Origin of the sequence: Clostridium sp. YIM B02500, from assembly GCF_022324665.1 — a bacterium.
In the GTDB taxonomy this organism is placed as follows: Bacteria; Bacillota; Clostridia; order Clostridiales; family Clostridiaceae; genus Clostridium; species Clostridium beijerinckii.
Window position 1 is genome coordinate 54213 of the sequence record NZ_JAKGTE010000029.1, and the last position, 18344, is coordinate 72556.

The 18344-nt window shown below is 30.6% G+C and carries 15 protein-coding genes; 8 read left to right on the top strand and 7 right to left on the bottom strand.

Annotated elements, in window-relative coordinates:
* The first annotated feature begins 411 nt into the window (after positions 1-411).
* Positions 412-2340 carry an anaerobic carbon-monoxide dehydrogenase catalytic subunit gene (cooS, locus tag L1S46_RS20260; RefSeq protein WP_023975466.1) on the top strand — a complete coding sequence of 643 codons (1929 nt, stop codon included), beginning with the start codon at positions 412-414 and terminating at the stop codon, positions 2338-2340.
* 200 nt (positions 2341-2540) lie between these two features.
* Here the strand turns inward: cooS and L1S46_RS20265 are convergent, their stop codons facing one another.
* Together L1S46_RS20265 and L1S46_RS20270 are read right to left on the bottom strand one after the other, a co-directional pair.
* Positions 2541-2870: a protease inhibitor I42 family protein gene (locus L1S46_RS20265; protein ID WP_017209212.1), complete on the bottom strand. Its 330-nt coding sequence runs from the start codon at positions 2868-2870 to the stop codon at positions 2541-2543.
* Between the two features lie 237 nt (positions 2871-3107).
* The gene (locus L1S46_RS20270) at positions 3108-4055 is read right to left on the bottom strand and encodes a methyl-accepting chemotaxis protein (protein WP_077830249.1); all 948 of its coding nucleotides are present in this window, start codon (positions 4053-4055) and stop codon (positions 3108-3110) included.
* A 466-nt stretch (positions 4056-4521) separates the two neighbouring features.
* Between L1S46_RS20270 and L1S46_RS20275 the strand changes: the two genes are divergently transcribed.
* Both L1S46_RS20275 and L1S46_RS20280 read left to right on the top strand, forming a co-directional pair.
* Positions 4522-5067 carry a flavin reductase family protein gene (locus L1S46_RS20275; protein ID WP_236897524.1) on the top strand — a complete coding sequence of 182 codons (546 nt, stop codon included), beginning with the start codon at positions 4522-4524 and terminating at the stop codon, positions 5065-5067.
* Positions 5068-5084: 17 nt separating this feature from the next.
* Positions 5085-6674 carry a nitrite/sulfite reductase gene (locus L1S46_RS20280; RefSeq protein WP_236897523.1) on the top strand — a complete coding sequence of 530 codons (1590 nt, stop codon included), beginning with the start codon at positions 5085-5087 and terminating at the stop codon, positions 6672-6674.
* Between the two features lie 62 nt (positions 6675-6736).
* Here the strand turns inward: L1S46_RS20280 and L1S46_RS20285 are convergent, their stop codons facing one another.
* Positions 6737-7492, bottom strand: coding sequence for a SagB/ThcOx family dehydrogenase (locus tag L1S46_RS20285; protein ID WP_077830252.1), 756 nt, complete (start codon positions 7490-7492; stop codon positions 6737-6739).
* A 278-nt stretch (positions 7493-7770) separates the two neighbouring features.
* Positions 7771-8139, bottom strand: a complete 369-nt coding sequence (locus L1S46_RS20290) for a heavy metal-associated domain-containing protein (RefSeq protein ID WP_077830253.1) — start codon at positions 8137-8139, stop codon at positions 7771-7773.
* Between the two features lie 275 nt (positions 8140-8414).
* Between L1S46_RS20290 and L1S46_RS20295 the strand changes: the two genes are divergently transcribed.
* Both L1S46_RS20295 and L1S46_RS20300 read left to right on the top strand, forming a co-directional pair.
* Positions 8415-8942: a PadR family transcriptional regulator gene (locus tag L1S46_RS20295; protein WP_077830254.1), complete on the top strand. Its 528-nt coding sequence runs from the start codon at positions 8415-8417 to the stop codon at positions 8940-8942.
* A 5-nt stretch (positions 8943-8947) separates the two neighbouring features.
* A complete protein-coding gene (locus L1S46_RS20300; protein ID WP_077830255.1) occupies positions 8948-10312 on the top strand; it encodes an MFS transporter in 1365 nt (454 codons plus the stop codon).
* A gap of 224 nt (positions 10313-10536) precedes the next feature.
* On the opposite strand, the gene L1S46_RS20305 is transcribed toward L1S46_RS20300, so the two are convergent.
* The 3 genes from L1S46_RS20305 to L1S46_RS20315 all read right to left on the bottom strand — a co-directional run bounded on the left by L1S46_RS20305 (position 10537) and on the right by L1S46_RS20315 (position 15703).
* Positions 10537-10887 (bottom strand): 1,4-dihydroxy-6-naphthoate synthase, encoded by a 351-nt coding sequence (locus L1S46_RS20305; RefSeq protein ID WP_077830256.1) that lies wholly within the window; start codon positions 10885-10887, stop codon positions 10537-10539.
* Positions 10888-11324: 437 nt separating this feature from the next.
* On the bottom strand, positions 11325-14399 hold the full coding sequence (locus tag L1S46_RS20310; RefSeq protein WP_077830257.1) for an efflux RND transporter permease subunit: 3075 nt from the start codon (positions 14397-14399) through the stop codon (positions 11325-11327).
* An 11-nt stretch (positions 14400-14410) separates the two neighbouring features.
* On the bottom strand, positions 14411-15703 hold the full coding sequence (locus tag L1S46_RS20315) for an efflux RND transporter periplasmic adaptor subunit (protein ID WP_236897521.1): 1293 nt from the start codon (positions 15701-15703) through the stop codon (positions 14411-14413).
* A 360-nt stretch (positions 15704-16063) separates the two neighbouring features.
* Between L1S46_RS20315 and L1S46_RS20320 the strand changes: the two genes are divergently transcribed.
* The 3 genes from L1S46_RS20320 (at position 16064) to L1S46_RS20330 (ending at position 18282) form a co-directional block, all read left to right on the top strand.
* On the top strand, positions 16064-17119 hold the full coding sequence (locus L1S46_RS20320; RefSeq protein WP_236897519.1) for a sensor histidine kinase: 1056 nt from the start codon (positions 16064-16066) through the stop codon (positions 17117-17119).
* 31 nt (positions 17120-17150) lie between these two features.
* Positions 17151-17813 carry a response regulator transcription factor gene (locus L1S46_RS20325; RefSeq protein WP_077830260.1) on the top strand — a complete coding sequence of 221 codons (663 nt, stop codon included), beginning with the start codon at positions 17151-17153 and terminating at the stop codon, positions 17811-17813.
* A gap of 184 nt (positions 17814-17997) precedes the next feature.
* On the top strand, positions 17998-18282 hold the full coding sequence (locus L1S46_RS20330; RefSeq protein ID WP_238900819.1) for a hypothetical protein: 285 nt from the start codon (positions 17998-18000) through the stop codon (positions 18280-18282).
* Positions 18283-18344 lie beyond the last annotated feature (62 nt).

Consider the following 18344-nt stretch of genomic DNA (forward strand, 5'->3'; position numbering starts at 1 on the left):
GTTAAATTCTACTTCATAAGTTCTATAAAATGTATAATTTAATCCTTAATATACGTAGTTTCCTAGTATATTATACTTAGGGCTTGTAGCACTTAGATTTTAAAATATATATTCCAATGCCAGAATTATAATTCAAATAGACTTAATTCCTAAATAATATTATGTTTTAAACAAAGCGAAATCAGCTAGATTTCTAGATTCTTTTACTTTATCACAAATTCATCTGCTCCCTGTATCCCAACTATTAATTCCACATGCCATATATCTCCTTAAACTTAAAAATTATATACATAATTAATTCCTAAATAGGAAAAGTTAATATCGATATTAATAGACGCATGAAAGAAAATAATATGCTTGTATTTCTATTAATTTTCTTTCATATAGGAAAGTTGAAGGAGTGAAATTTTAGTGAGTGAAAAAATGCTAGAAGAATTAGAAGGATTTAACGGAAGAGTAAGTTATCATGATTCTGTAGAGGAAATGGTAAAAAGAATAAGAGCTGATAAATTATCAAATGTATTTGATAGATATGCTTCTCAAGAAAAGATAAGATGTTCGTTTTGTCTTAAAGGGGTAAGCTGTCAACTCTGTTCAAATGGTCCATGTAGAATTAATGAAAAAGGTGGCCAAGAAAAAGGGGTCTGCGGAATAGACCCTAATGCTATGGCTATGAGAAACTTTCTCCTAAAAAATATAATGGGGGCTGGTACATATAGTCATCATGCTTATGAAGCTTTTAGAACATTAAAAGCTACTGGAGAAGGAAAAACTCCATTTAAAATTACTGATGTAGATAAATTAAAATGGATGTGTGAAAAGGTTGGAATCGATACAAATCAAGAAGTTAACAAAATGGCAATCGACTTAGCAGTATTGCTTGAAGATCAGCAAAAGATAGATTCAGAAGATAAAAATGTTATGGTAGAAGCTTTTGCCCCTAAGAAAAGAAAGGAAATATGGAGAAAATTAGCTATATACCCAGCAGGTACAGTACACGAAGAACAAAACTGTGTAGCCAGCTGTCTTACAAACGTAGATGGAAGTCATGTCTCACTTGCAATGAAAGCTCTTAGACTTGGAATCGCTACAATTTACAATACTCAAATAGGGCTTGAAATGGTTCAAGATATACTATTTGGAACTCCTACTCCACATGAAGTTAACATGGATTTAGGAATTATGGACCCAGATTATGTAAATGTTGTATTTAACGGTCACCAACCTTGGCCTGGAGTTGCAACAATATTAAAAGCAAGAACAAAAGAAGTTCAAGACATGGCAAAAGCTGCAGGTGCCAAAGGCCTTAGAATAGTTGGTTCCATAGAAACAGGTCAAGAATTACTTCAAAGATTTGAAATGGATGAAGTTTTTGTAGGTCACATGGGTAATTGGCTTACTATAGAGCCATTACTTGCTACTGGTACTGTTGACGTGTTTGCAATGGAAGAAAATTGTTCACCTCCAGCCATAGATATGTACGCTGAAAAATACCAAGTTACTTTAGTATCTGTAAGTACTATAATTGATTTACCTGGTATTGAACATAAGATTCCTTATGAACCTTCAGAAGTTGATAAAATGGCGGATAAATTAATTGAACTTGCTATTGAAAACTTTAAAAAGAGAAAAGAAAGAAAAATTGAACCATTAGTTCCAAAGAAAACTCAAAAAGCTATAGCCGGTTTTTCAACTGAAGCTGTTTTAGGTGCTCTTGGAAACAAACTTGACCCATTAGTAGATGTAATAGCTGCTGGAAAAATAAAAGGTGTTGTAGCACTTGCTAATTGCTCAACTTTAAGAAATGGCCCTCAAGATTCTATGACTATAAACCTTACAAAAGAACTTATAAAACGAGATATATTAGTAGTTAGTGGCGGATGCGGAAACCATGCTCTTGAAGTAGCTGGACTATGTACTGTGGAAGCTGCAAATGAAATGGCTGGAGAAGGTTTAAAAGAAGTGTGTAACTTGCTAAAAATACCTCCAGTATTAAGTTTTGGTACTTGTACAGATACTGGAAGAATCTCTATGCTTGTAACTGCTCTTGCAGATCACTTAGATGTTGATGTAGCCGATCTTCCAATAGCTGTTACTGCTCCAGAATGGATGGAACAAAAAGCAACTATAGATGGAATTTTTGCACTAGCTTATGGTACTTATACTCATTTATCTCCTACTCCTTTTATGACCGGTGCTCCTCAATTAGTTGAACTTTTGACTGAAAAAGCAAAAGATGTAACTGGTGGTAAAATAGCTTTAGGTGATAATCCTATTGAAGTAGCTGAAAATATTGAAGCTCATATTATTTCAAAAAGAAAAGGTATGGGATTAAGCTAATATACTTTGTAAACAAATTCCATTAATATTAAATTAACATGGGTGTCTCAAGATAATTTCTAATTGTTTTGAGGTACTCGTTTTTCTACGCACTATGAGTCGATTTTATTGCGTAATACTCATTTTTTTAATTACACTAAACATAATACATAAAAAGAAGAGGCTATATCAAATTTATTATGATATAACCTCTAGTATTATTAGCAATTAGCGTTTCTTGGAATAACACGTACACTTACTGATAGTGAATCAGCAATTGTACTATCAGGTGCTATCTGAACAAATACTAATTTTTGAGAAGCTTTCTCTGAATAAAGTGCTTTAAATTTAAATACAGCTGTTCCAGGACTACCAATTGCATTACTATCTGGTATCCATTCCTGACTTAAAAACTCTATATTATTAGGAATATCATAAACAAGTTCCCAATGATATCCTGTGGATCCTTCACTTACTGAACGGATTCTAACACAAAAAGTTTCGCCTGCCTCAACAGTTATTCTTCTTGGAGACACTAATGAATTTGCCATAATACATTCACACTCCTGATTAATATTAATTTTATTCTAATATTCTTTTAGCTTTAATATTTCATTACTAGAGAGCAAATCTTTATAATATAAAATATTTCTAGTAGTATAATAATGTTCATATATTTTTATTCTTTAGCTTATTATATTAAATTTACGTTTTTGTATAACTTATAAAGTAAGAATAAAATTCCAGAAGTTACTAAATGATACAAAAAATACTATGAAATTCCTTTCTTAACTATAAGATTCTAATTGCATTTTCATTTCTTCTAATTGCCTATCTACAATACTTGCCTCTTCTATGTGATTTGTTATAGTTTTTGATGTCACTCTTAAAATTTCATCCACATTTATTATTTCTTTACTCATATTTTCGATATGTCGTTTTTGATTTGTTAAAATTTCTATTACTTTCCTTACTTCCTGCTCAACTTTTCCTATAGAAGATAAGCTTTCTTCTATCTTTTCTGCCGCATTCACTGATGCATTAACCCCTTTAGCAATAACTTCTTTAGATTTATCTGAATTATTTATAACGATATTTGTTTCATCTTCTATATTACCAATTAACACTGAAATATCCTTAGTGCTTTGCTTAGTCATTTCTGCTAGATTTCTTATTTCACCCGCAACTATCGCAAATCCTTTCCCTTGTTCTCCAGCCCTTGCTGCTTCTATTGCAGCATTCAAAGCTAGTAAATTAGTTTGATTGGCTATATTCGTTATTAACTTTACAACCTCATTGACTTTACTAAACCGTCTTGCCAATTCATTTATATTTTCAGTATTATTCCTATTCTCATCTTCTAGAAATCTTACTACTTTGACAATTTCCTCAATAGCACTTTTACCTTCATATGATTTATTAACCGTATCTTTTGTAATTTCGATAAGATTATTCCCTTCAAGATATAATTTATCTGTCAAGTCATTAGTATTTTCTGTCAAACTAGAAATCGCATTCATATGTACCTTTACTTTATCAGCAAGCTTTCCTAAAACGTCATGTTGATCATCTACTCTATGATGTTGTTTTACAATCCCCGCTAATAATCCACTCATTTTCCGAAGAAAATTACTAGTATCATCGTGCAATTTTTTTGCCTTTATTATAGTTTCTTCACCGTCAATTGATTGCTTATTTTCTAAATCTTTAATTTTCTTATTTCTAAATAGATTCATTCAGCTCACTCCTAAATTCTTTCAAATATATAAATTTTTCTTAAATTATATATTGTATTATTTTTATATCCTGCTTCTTCGTTCATGCCATTAGCTAGATAGAAACTTATAGTAACAATCGTCAAATCTGTTTCTTAATACAATTTTAAGCTAAAATATTCAAAAAGAATGTGATTTAAATCATATTTCGCTAAATTTTCAGTAATTGTAAATCTATAGGTTGTAAGATATTCTAATTTAGTTGTTGTAAGTTTTCTTGCAACTGTTTCAGCTTATACTTCAAAAAAATCCTCTCTTGAAGTTAGCACTGTTCTTGTTCAATTATATGCTAATCTTAATGTTGCTATAGATATTCAAAGTTATAAAACAGTCTCTCTAGTTAATAGTTAAGTGATTTATATCACGGCACTATTATCATTTATGTTATAAAGTTATATAAAACAAAGTTTTTAGGAGGAATATAGAAATGGAAAAAATAAATGTTAACTATGAAAAAATGTATTACGGATTTCCTGTAATTCTTATAAGTTTTTTTGATAAAAATGGTCTTCCAAATGTAACTACTCTTTCATCTTCCTATAGCCTTAAGGATATGGTAGTTCTTGGCTTTGGTAGCAAAGGATATGCAATTAATCAAATTAAAGAAGTTCGTGATTTTGTAATTAATATCCCTGACAGTTCACTTAGGAAAGAAATTAGCTTTTGTGGAACTAAATCTGGTCATGAAGTTCAAAAGTTTGACTCTACCAAATTAACTTATTCTAAATCTAAAATTGTAAACGCACCAATCATTGAAGAATGCCCAATTACTATGGAATGTACTTTAACTGATGTTATCGAAAAAGATGCCTATGCAGGTATTACTAATATTCTTGGAATTATAAAGGGCAGGCTTATTTCAAAGGAATATTTAGATGATGAAAATAGATTAAAGATTTCAAAATTTGATAACCTTTTATATTTTGGGGATGGAATGAACAAAGGATACAGATATATTAAAAATGAGCAATAATATAAGGAGGGAGCTATATGTCTTACGAAGCTATTTGGGCTAAAAATCAAAGACTAAATGACGTAGAAATTATAAAACTTGAAAAGGATGGCTTAGATGTAATTGAAACTATAATTGACAAATACTCGAAGGAAGGTTATGATTCAATAACGCCTAAAGATATGAATAGATTTAAATGGGCTGGCGTTTACGAACAAAAGCCAAGAGAGGGATACTTTATGATGAGAGTTCGTATTAATTCTGGAATAATTACTTCAGAGCAAGCAAAAGTTTTAGCAGGGATTGCTAAGGATTATGGACGTGGAATTGCAAACGTCTCTACAAGAGGAGCTATACAGTTTCACTGGGTTCAGGTAGAAGATTTACCTTCTATTTATGAAAGATTAGAAGCTTGTGGCCTAAGTCCTTTTGAGGCTTGTGGCGATTGCCCTAGAACGATAGTTGGAAATCCTCTTGCTGGAATTGATAAAGATGAACTTATGGATACAACTGAACTTGTAGAACAAGTTAATAATTTCTTCTTATTAAACAAGGATTTTTCTAATCTACCAAGAAAATTTAAAATATCAATATCAGCTAGTATACATAATGCAGCTCATGCACAAATTAATGATCTTGCCTTTACTCCAGCAACAAAAAAAATTGATAATCAGGACGTAATTGGTTTCCACGTATGGGTTGGAGGAGGACTTTCAGCAAGCCCTCATTTAGCACAAAAACTAGAGATATTTGTTAAACCAGAAGATGTACTAAAGGTTGCTGAAGGTGTGTGTACTATTTTTAGAGATTATGGATATAGGGAAAAACGTACTCGTGCCCGCTTAAAATTTTTAGTAGCTGACTGGGGAGCAGAAAAATTCAAGAATAAATTATTAGAATTTACTGGGGATATGCCAAGCTCAGGTGATGATAAATTAGCTTCATGGAATGCATCTTATTATTTTGGAGTACATTCCCAAAATGAAGATGGCAAAAGCTATATTGGTGTTAGTTTACCACTTGGAGAAATCACTTGTGATCAACTTTTAGAACTTGCCCATATTTCAGAAAAATACGGAGATAGAAAAATTAGAACTACACTATCACAAAATTTAATTATTACAGGCATAAGTGATGAAGAGATACCTTCGCTATTAAAAAAAGATGTATTTAAACAACTTTCTCCAAATCCAAGTATTTTTACAGGATACACAGTTTCTTGTACAGGTAAAGAATTCTGTAATTTAGCCATTGTTGAAACAAAAAAACGTGCTAAAGAAGTTATCGAATATCTTGATTCTAAAATCAAACTAGATACACCGTTACGTATCCATTTTACAGGTTGTCCTAATTCTTGTGGACAAAAACATATAGCTGATATCAGCCTCCAAGGTGCATTAATAAAAACTGACGATAGCTGTGAGGAAGCCTTTACCATATGGCTTGGTGGTACACTAAACAATGGCGGGCAGTTTGCAGAAAATCTAAACTACCGTGTAAAATCTACTGAGGTTCATATAGTTCTTGAGAAAATAATAACTTTCTTTGAAAAAAGTAAGTTAGAGAATGAGACTTTTAATGAATTTATCGCAAGAGTAGGAATTAGTAAAATCACAGAAAACATATAAAAACCTAATTAAAACAGAACCAGTGAGATATGTTTATGTCCCACTGGTTTAACTTTTTATTCTTACTTTTTTCCAACAGCTGCAAGATATATAATAAATTCTTCATCTCCATCTAACCTCAAAAGAGTGTCTATCATCTTTTGATCATAAATTCCTATAGCACATGCACCTGCTTTGATTGATTCACTGGCTAAATAAAGATTTTGGCATACATGACCAACATCTATTAAAATCTTTTTATGTGCCGTAATATCAAACTTCCATTCTGAACGATAAGGCGTCGTACTCCAAGCAAATAACACAGCTGCTTTCTTTGCAAAGTTAGGTACAAAAGGCTGATCCAAAGTAATTTCATCTATTTTATTGTCAATTTCATCTAATTCAAACATGAATAAAAGTTTATGCTCCACTGGTAGATATCTATAAATACCTTTTTGTATCCCATCAACATTCATAATAAATAAATATGTTTCAAAAGAATGCGTTGCCCCACTACAAGGAACTGTTCTTAAAGTTAGACCTGCTTTATTAGTTTCAGTAATTCCTTGAGTAGCCCATAATAAATATGACAATTCTTCAAGATTCATAGACTTTTCAGAATAAAACCTTGTACTTCTTCTATCACCTATACACCTATAAATATTAGAATTCGTTACAGTTTCTTCACTTACCCTTGGTAAAGCAACAATTCTAGATTGCGAATCATAAGATTTTATACTATCTGGCTGAGGTATACCTTTCATTTTATCAGTTTTTATATTTTTGAATTCGTCAAAATTAGATTTCAAAAAATTTCTCTGCTTTTCATATCTTGTCATAAAAATTCTCCTATCCTATCTTTTGGAAAATATAATATCATAATACTAAAAAATAGTATGTATCATCAGTTACGTTTATTGTTCTATAAGACGCAATTATTTCTATATTGTAATTTTATTTATCAAATCATTTTACGAGAACTAGTGCTTCAAATAAATTCATCTACCATATTGTACCTATCTCATTTCAAGTTTTTATATCAAAAAAGCACCTACATTTCTGTAAGTGTTCTATATTAAATATTAACTTGTCCCCTTATCTTGTTGCAAACTTCATATTAATTGCAATCTATGTATTTTACACTGTATCCTGCCTTATTTATTGAACCTTTTAGTATTTCTTCACTCATATCTATTTTCATTCTGACATTTGCTAAGTTCTTCTTTAAATCAACCTTTGCATATACATTGTCCAAACTGTTAAGGGCATTTTCAACATGATTAGCACAATTTCCACATGTCATACCTTCAATATATATAGTCTTTGATATCTGATACTCTGATAACTCCTTTTTGTTTATCTTCTTTCTCTTTGTACTCTTTTCTATAGTTCCCCCACAGCATCCAAATCTTAATTTTTCTATAAAGCTCCTAACTGAAAAAACTATAATCAAAAGTATTATCCCACTTAATATATATGTTGCCATAAAAACACCTTCCTTTAATTAATGTAAATTTATTTATTTTAAGTATATCACTGCAAATTGTATTCGACAATGATTATCATTACCTTGTATTGAATAACAAAAACACATTATCTATTGCTTAAATAGTATTAATATCCTACTAAACAACTCCAAAATTTCATTTTTTCAATAATTTTTTCTGATTTCAAAAGTTTTTTGTACAAATAACTTGCAATATATATCTTTTAGATATATATTGGATATATCTAAAAGATATATTGGAGGAAATAAAAATAATGAATGAACTTTTTATTTTAGGTGAATTAATGGAAGAACCACAAAGTGGTTATGATCTACGTAATGCCTTACAAGCTTCTTTAGGACGTCATCGTAAAGTCAGCTATGGAGTAATTTATCCATTGCTCGAAAAATTAGAGAATGATGGTTTTTTAGAAATAACTAACGTAGAATCACACGGAAAAAATAAGAAAATGGCTGCAATTACGGAAAAAGGAAAAGAACGTTTTTTTGAGCTAATGAAAATGCCTATTCCAAGTGGAGCCCATACTGCTGATATATATTTAATTAAACTTGATGTAATGCAGCATCTTACAATAGACGAACAAATGCAACTATTGGATCAATTCGATCAAGAACAAAGAGATATAATTGAAGATACGCAATTTGCACTAAAAAAATTAGCTGAAGAAGATTCAAAAGACCACTGGTATGCAAGTAAAAGGTTTGAATTACGACTACAGCAGGCAAATGTTGCAATTGATTGGATTAAAGAATTTAAACATGAACTGAAGAAAGAATGGTGATAAAAATGACAAAAGAAATAAAAGTGGCTTTATTAATGGCTGCTAGTCTCTTTATGGAGATTTTAGATGGAACAATCGTAACAACTGCACTACCTAAAATGGCCCAATATTTTCATACGGGGTCATCAACAATTGCTTTACTCGTTAGTGTGTATTTGATCACAGTTGCGATTTTTATTCCCCTAAGTGGATGGATGGCTAATCAATTTGGGAAAAAGAAAATTTGGATCATTGCTGTCATCCTCTTTACCATTAGCTCTTTAAGTAGTGCACTAGCGCCTAATTTCTCTTTCCTTTTGATAATGAGAATTATACAAGGAATTTCTGGTGCATTGATGACACCTACCGCAAGGCTGATTGTGTTAGAAAAAACACCAGCTTCACAGCTATTAAAAATGATTAGTTACTTAATTTGGCCTGCACTCATCGCACCAGCAATAGCACCTTTAGTTGGTGGATTTATTGTTACCTACTGGAACTGGCAATGGATTTTTTTAATTAATGTACCAATAGGTTTAATTACAGCATTAATAGGAGCAAAATTAATTGATACTGATAAAGTAAAAAATAAAACTTCATTTGATCTTATAGGATTTATAGAAATTGCACTTTCATCTGGCATAATTTTAGTTGGAGCAGAAATAGCAACTCACGGAAAAGATTATTGGCTTAGTGCACTAGGATTAGTAATTTTAGGAATAATACTTGGATTTATAGTTTTCAGGCACTTAAAAAAATCAGATAATCCACTATTTTCACTTGATTCACTAAAAATAACTTCTTTTAGAATATTCCAAACAAGTGGATCTGTTCTATGGCTATGTGTTGGAGCATTACCGTACATATTAACAATTTTTTTACAAACAGTCTTTCAATGGTCAGCAGTAAAAGCAGGTAGTTATGTGCTATTTATTTTTGTTGGAAACATTGGAATTAAACCTTTTACAAATATAATTATTCGTAAATTGGGCTATCGCGGTGCACTATTATCATCATTTGGAATGGTGTTTGTTACATCAATTGGTTTAGCATTCATTCAAATTAATACTTTTCCTGCTTGGATAATGTTTCTTGCACTAGTTTCAGGTGTAGGACGTTCATTAGCCTTAACTGCTTACAATGGACTAAGCTTTTCTGAAATAGCCCCTCAAGATCGGAATAGTGCAAACACTTTGAATGCTGTAGTTTCAACATTAGCTCAAGGGATGGGGATATCAATTATTACAGTTGTTGTTAATTTACTACAAATTTTCTTTTCAATTACTATCGCATATAAATTGGGCTTTGCCTTTCTTGGTCTATTGATGCTATACCCAGTAATTGAAGTAATATTTTTACCTAAAAACATCGGACATGCTACAATAAGCTAGTTTTATTTATAGTCTTCCATTCAAAAAAACTCAAACTTTAATTAAGATTGCTATCATAAAATAGGCTTTTACAATGTATGTTTTTCAAAAATTGTGTCAATAATTAAAATACGATTTCCTATTTTCAATAAATAAAGAGATAGCATTATTATCATTAACCTGATATGTCTGCTATCTCTTTCAATTTTACTAAAAGAACTAATTAAATTAATTTACATATATATTTATTTGGAAAGTTCACTTTGAAAATCACAGGAAGCAACTACCTTGTATCCTGACGATCTTAGATTTTCCAGCAAGATTATTACTCCTGTAATATACTGTTCTTCCTTTATACCTTCTCCAGGCTCAATACCAAGATAATATTTTGAGTATAGAAAACCGTCTTCTTCTTTAACACTTTTTTCTTCACTAAAATCTTCATTGTTTATCAATTCTATTTTCATTAAATCTGAGATGATTGTCCATCTTTTTTTACTACCCATTGTTATTTTTTCAATTAAATTCAATATAACTTCTTTTTCTTCATCAGTGTTGATGAAAATTTTACAGTACGAACTTCTATATTTACTCATATTATCACTCCCTCATAACAAAATATTATCTAATATGTACTCAATACAAGTATACATTAATAGATAGAATACGTAAATATTTTGAAATAAGGCTCTAACTATCCATTTAAGTTATTTTATAACTTAATTAATATAATCAATATGTTTTCACACTTCCAATTTTTAAGTCCCCCTATTAAACTTACTTTTTCAAGCAATTAACTTTTATATAAAATTTATATTTAAAACTACAGTCAGCTTAAATTCTAAATTAATTTTTAACCGCTTCTCTTTATTATGCTCATTATAATCTTTAAATTACGATTTATTTTGTATCATAATTTAATTATATACTCAATATGGATTGTTCGAAATTTACATTTCTTTATATCTAAAAAGAGCTGCTGCAAAGCCAACTTTGTAAGTTTTGCAATAGCTCTTTTAAAAATTACTAATCTTTATGAATTTAAATTTGTTTCTACTTCATTAGCCTCTAGTGACTTTTTACGTTTTGCTTTTCCAAACTTTCGTTTAAAGTCATCAAGAATTGTATATACAATCGGTACTACAAATAATGTTAGAATTGATGATGTAATTAAACCTCCAATTATTGCCTGTGCCATAGGTGCACGAGACTCTGAGCCCGCTCCTGATGCTAAGGCTGCTGGAATCATACCGAATATCATAGCTAAAGAAGTCATTACTATTGGACGTAATCTTACAAGTCCTGCCTGTCTTATAGCTTCGTTTCTCGGAATACCTTCTGCTATCTTTTCCTTTGCAGCGTCTATAAGCAATATTCCGTTCTTAGCAACAAGTCCCATAAGCATAATAACACCTATCATACATATCATACTTATTGTACTTCCGAAAACAAATAACCCAAGTACTGCTCCAATAAGGGCAAGTGGCAGTGCAAACATTATGGATATCGGATCAATAAAGCTTTCAAATTGTGCTACCATAACGAAATACAAGAATAATATTGCTATGAATATAGCTTGTATCATACTATTTAGACCTTCTGCCATCTGTCCACTTGTGCCCCCAACAGATATTGTAATTCCCTCTGGAAGCTCGCTTTGAATCTTTTCCTTATACTTACTTTCAAAAGTACCTGAAACTATTCCACTAACATTAGCAGAAAGTTCAATCTGTGGTTGTTTATTATATCTATGCAATGAGGAAGATGTTGTTTCTATAACTTTCTTAGTAACTTGACTTAAAGGAATTTGTTGATTCTTATTACCTAAAACATAGATATTATCAAGATCACTAAGATTCTTACGTTCACTATCATCTATAGATACTTTTACATCATATCTATCTTTTCCGCCATCATACTTAGTCGCACTTGAACCGTTATATAATGTTGACAGCATGCTTGCAACATCTGAACTATTAACACCTAAATCTGCTGCTTTATCACGATCAACGTCAATCCTTACTTGTGGTGTACCAGATTTACTGTTTGTACCAACATCCCTTGCATTAGGATCTTTAGCCATTTCTCCTGCCATTTTATCTGCAAAAGCCTGAAGTGCATCCCTGTCATCTCCTACAAGGTTGTAAGCTACATCCTTTCCTCCTCCACTTCCAGCACTTACTGTAATTTGAGTTCCTGAAATGCCTTTTAAATCTGCTCTAAGTTTATCTGCTATTGCCTGAGAACTTTCCTTACGTTCCTTTTTATCAACTAACTGAATTTTAACTGATGTCCCAGATTTTTTTACTGTAGAATACATAAACTTTACTTCTGGATATTTACTAATAACAGCTTCAAGCTGCTTAGTTTTTTGAGATGCAGCATCTAATGTAATTCCTGAATCAAAGTTAGCACTAACACCAACCTGACCATTGTCAGTTACCGGCATATTTTCAAATCCTAACAATGTAGCCAATCCAATACTTCCAACAAACATGATTCCTGCAATAATTAAAACCAATGCTCTTTTATGCAAAGTATATGCTAATAAATGTGAATACTTCTCTGCAAAAACATCAAATTTTTCATTAAACAACTTAAAAAACTTACCAATAAATGTACTACTTTCTTTTCTTTCTTGCTTTAACATCTTTGAAGACATCATAGGAACAAGGGTAAATGATACGAACAATGAAACAATCATACTAAACACAACTGTAAGTGCAAATTCAATTACGTATTTTCCTATTATTCCTTTTACCATTGCCATAGGGAAAAATACTGATACAACAGCTGAAGTTGTTGCTATTACTGCAAATCCAATTTCTGATGTTGCTTCTTTTGCTGCCTGCACAGGCGTTTTCCCCATATGAAGATGCCTTACAATATTTTCTATAACAACTATAGCATCATCAATTAAAAGTCCTACGGCCAGTGATAAAGCCATTAATGACATTGAATTTAACGTAAAATTCATAATCTTCATACATGAGAAGGTACTAATTACTGAAATTGGAAGTGATGTTGCACTTATAAGTGTACTTTCCCACTCATTTAAGAACAAGAATACTATAATAACTGCTAATATACATCCTTCAACGATAGTATTCATAACTTCATTTACACTATCTTCTATTGATGTTGAATTATCACTAACAATATCCATCTTTACACCTTCTGGTAAAGATGACTTAACCTCATCAAGTACTTTCTTAATTTCTTTTGCTACTTCAACAGTATTCGCACCAGATTGCTTAACTATATCAATACCAATTGCCTGGTTACCTTGAAAGTATGCAATACTAGTTTTATCTTGAAATCCATCTTCAACTTTTGCAATATCTTTTAATCTTATTTCTGTATCATTCTTTTTTGTTATTAAAATATTTTTAAAGTCCTCTATTTTTTTTATTCTACTATTTGTTGTAATAGAAATTTCGCTATTTCCATCAATAACTTTTCCAGTTGATTGATCTACATTATCTTTTTTTATACCATTTAACACATCACTTGGTGATAAACCATAAGTCAATAACTTATTGTTATCAAGTTTTATATGAATTTCTCTTGTATCCTCACCAGATACATCTACCGACCCAATTCCAGATACGTTATACAATTTCTTAGTGAGCACATTATCTATAAAATCTGACATTTTTTTAGTATCATCTGAACCATAAACTGCAACAGATAAAATTGATGAAGCTGATGAATCAAACTTAGCTATAACCGGATCATTTATATCTGTTGGCAAATCCCCTCTAACAGATGAAACCTTATCTCTAACTTCCTGTGCTGCTACATCAGCATCTTTACTCAAATCAAATGCTATTGTTGTTTGAGATGCTCCTTCACTTATATTAGACTTCACTGTATCTATTCCTGAAATTTTTCCAACTGCATCTTCTATCTTTTTTGTAACTTTAGATTCAATTTCTTCAGGAGTTGCTCCTGGCTCTGTAACCATAACTGTAATATTGGGCATCTCAACATTTGGCATATCGTTAAGTGTAAGCTCTTTATAGCTCATATAACCTACAATAGTGAGGGCTATCATTACAACTGTTATAAATGCTGGTCTTTTAATACTTATATTTGCTATTTTCATTTGTATCCCTCCTATTTATATGCTGCTTCTGCATTATTACCATTTTTATCTGTAGTTTCTTCTTCGGAGTTATTTTCACTTGAAACAACCTCTATTTCATCGCCATCGTGGAGAGTTGCAGTATTGGTCCATATTACTTGATCTCCCTCTTTCATGCCTTCTGTAATTTCTACATTATTTTCATCAGTTTGTCCAACTGTAACTTTTTGTTTTGTAGCTTTTCCATTATTATTTATGAAAACTGAATAATCACCTTCACTTCCAACCAAAGCTGTAATGGGAACAGTTATTATTTCAGTTGTGTTTGATGTTAAAAGCTCCGCTTTTCCATAAACCCCTGGATATAATGATTTATCACTATTATCTATTTTTATCTTACAATTAAATACTCTAGTTGTGGCATCAGCAGATAAATCTATACTTTGAACAGTTCCATCATAGGTTTTATCATTTCCATCAACGGTTACTGTAGCTGATTGTCCTATCTGTATACCACCTATTTTTTCTTGTGGAACCTGTATTGTTGCATATACAGAGGATATATCATTTATTGTTGCAAGAGCTGTTCCTGACGATGCTATTTGCCCTACATTCATACTTTTACCGCTTATTACACCGCTTATTGGTGATTTAATTACTGTATTAGCTAAATCACTTTGATTTTTAGCTAAAGTTACCTTTTGTACTTCCAAATTTGCTTTATTGGTTTCAATAGTTGCCTGTGCTGATTGAATACTTGCATTTCCAGAATCGTAGTCAGCCTTCGCTGAGTTTAAAGTTTTTTCTGCTGCTTCAAGATCTGTCTGCGATATAGCTTTACTATCAAAAAGCTGTTTTTGCCTGTCATAATTACGCTGAGCATCATCAACATTGATTTTATATTTTTGCAAGGCTATCTGTGATGAATTTAGTGATTGCTCTGCTGCTTCAACTTGTTTTTCATATACTGTTATTTGAGCCTGTGCAGTCTTTATACTATTTTGTATATCTTGATCGTCTAACGTTGCTATTGTATCTCCTGCATTTACATATTGTCCATTTTCAACCGATACCGAAACGATATTTGCTGCTATCTTGCTTGTCACTGTACCTTGTTGAATTGCTTCTATACTAGCTTTATATGTATCACCTGTATTTTTTTCTACTGTTTTAACTGTCTGCACTTCCACAGCTGTTTTGTTTACAGAAACTTGAGTAGCTTTAACTTTTTTACTTGCTGACAACTTAGATTTAACTACAAAAATTCCGCCTACTACAACGGCAACAACTACTGCGTATATAACTATTTTTTTTACGTTCTTCATTCTCATCCCCCTAGTTTCTTATATATAATATTGATGCTGCTATTGTTAATTTTACTAATTTATTTAATTGGGATTCTTTCATAATTAGTCACCTCATATATTGTGGAAAATTATTCATAGTTAAATTTTATTGATAAACTACTTTTAATAATAGTTACTTTAGCCACCAAAATGTATATTACTTTAGTAACATATTTTTATATAAGAATAATGCTATAATATAAAAAGAATACTTATAGCAAAGTAGGTGTTGTTAATTAAATGGAAAATTTCAGAAAGAGTATTATAATTTCAAAGTTAATTTTGTTATTATCAATATTTATTAGTATTTATTTCAAATATTATAGTTCTATTTTCATTATGCTTTTACTATTTGGTATTACTTCTATAGTAATAATTAATGATTATATAAGAACTTTTAAATTAAAAAATCAAAGTAAATATAACTTAATATCTATGCTAACTAGTATTTTAGCTACAGCAGTCTTACAACATTCTATACCCGGAATTAGAAGCACTATTTGTATGTATAGTTTATTGTTTGAAATTTTTCAGTTAGAAAAAAAACTATTAAAGTTTTTTTTACCTACACACTGGTTAATATATTTTTTAATCACTATATCAAACGGTGAAATTTATTCTAGCCATGGAAATATATACTTAAACTTAGGTATTAATTTATTATCTTACTTTGGTACATCTGGAATGTTATACAACCACAAAATACTTGCAATAGAAAAGGACGAAATAAAACATCTAAATGAAAAATTAAAATTAGCTAACATAAAACTTCAAGAATATGCTTCTAGAATAGAAGAAGTTACCATTTCAAATGAAAGGACACGGGTAGCGCAAGAACTTCATGATTCATTAGGCCATTCACTAATGGCTCTCACCATGCATCTAGAGTTTGCCAAAAAAATTTGTACTACAAAACCACAAAAAGTTGAGGAAGTATTATCACAGTCTGAAAAGATAGCAAAAGGTAGTATTAATAATCTTAGAAAAGTCGTTACTTTACTTAACTCCGAAAGTGAAATTATGGATTTAAACAGTTCAATAGAGAAACTAATAAGAAATTTTTACTTAGTTAGCAATTTAAAAATTTCTTACATAAAAGACGAGAGCATTAATAATTTGAGTGGAATTATTAAAACTTCATTATATAAAACCATACAGGAATCCGTAACTAATAGTCTAAAGCATGGAAATTCAACAGAAATAGATATAAAAATAAAAACATCCAATAAAAACGTAGAACTTATTATTACAGATAACGGAGTAGGATGTAATAATATTCTTAAATCAAATGGATTAAAAGGAATTGACAATAGAATAAATTCTTTAGGCGGTAGCACCTATTATTTTAGCCATAATAATTTAGGCTTTGGCATAAGAGCATCTATTCCCATATAAACATATAAATGAAATGAGGTAAATATAAGATATGATAAATGTTATTTTAGTCGATGACCAAAAAATAATACGCGAAGGAATTAAAATGATCCTAAGCTTAGATGATGAAGTAAATGTTATAGAAGAAGCCGAGAACGGTCGCCATTTACTTGAAATTCTAGATAACGGCATACTCCCAGATGTAATTCTTATGGATGTCAGAATGCCAGTAATGGATGGAGTTAAATCTACTAAAATCATTAAAGAAAAATATACAAATATAAAAGTAATAATATTAACTACTTTTAATGAAGATGAGTACATATTTGATGGAATTAGAAACGGTGCAGATGGATATATATTAAAAGATGCTGGTTCTGATGAAATAATCAAAGCAATAAAAACAGCCTACAATGGAAATATACTTCTTAATCCTGAAGTAACAAAAAAAATAGTTGCAGCTTTTAATTCAATGTGTACTACTGAGCAAACTCCAATCCAATCAAATGAACAAGAAAGTAAATTAAAAACACTTACCCAAAGAGAGAGAGATGTTGCCAAGCTAGTTGCTCAAGGTAAGAGTAATAAAGATATTTGCCGTATACTATTTCTAACTGAAGGTACCGTTAAGAACTATTTAACAAAAATATTTGAGAAGTTAGAGCTAACTAACAGAACTGAACTAGCGCTATTTATTAATCAAATAGATGTATAATAGAATTATTAAGCTTACTATTGAAATGGCAATCCTTATGTAGCATTTCAATTATAAAATCCTTCATTTAAGTAAAAGAACGTTAGCTAATAAAATATATTTTTTCTAAATATTCAATTGTGGCGGCATACTTATCTTTATTTGCTGTGAAGAATAAAAGTAGTTGGATTGGAGTGATATAAATATGAATTGGATTGTAAAATTACAAGAGTCAATAGTAAGGTTTACTGATAGATTTGTAATTTTAAAAAAGGTATTAATTCTGTGGGATATACTGTATGTTGGTGTTATTGGACTGAATAGCTATATTCTGCTAATTTATACAAACTCTAATGAACACAAAATGATGTATGTGATGTGTGCTATGGCTTTTGCATACACAGTGGTATTAACCACCGTTTTTGTGAAATTAAGAAAAAATAAAAGAATGAGAAAAGTATTATACTCAGTAAAAAAAATGAGAGTGTAAAATAGTCTGTGTAAACTTCATTAGAATGATATAATAAATTATCAAATGAAGGGAGTACAGGC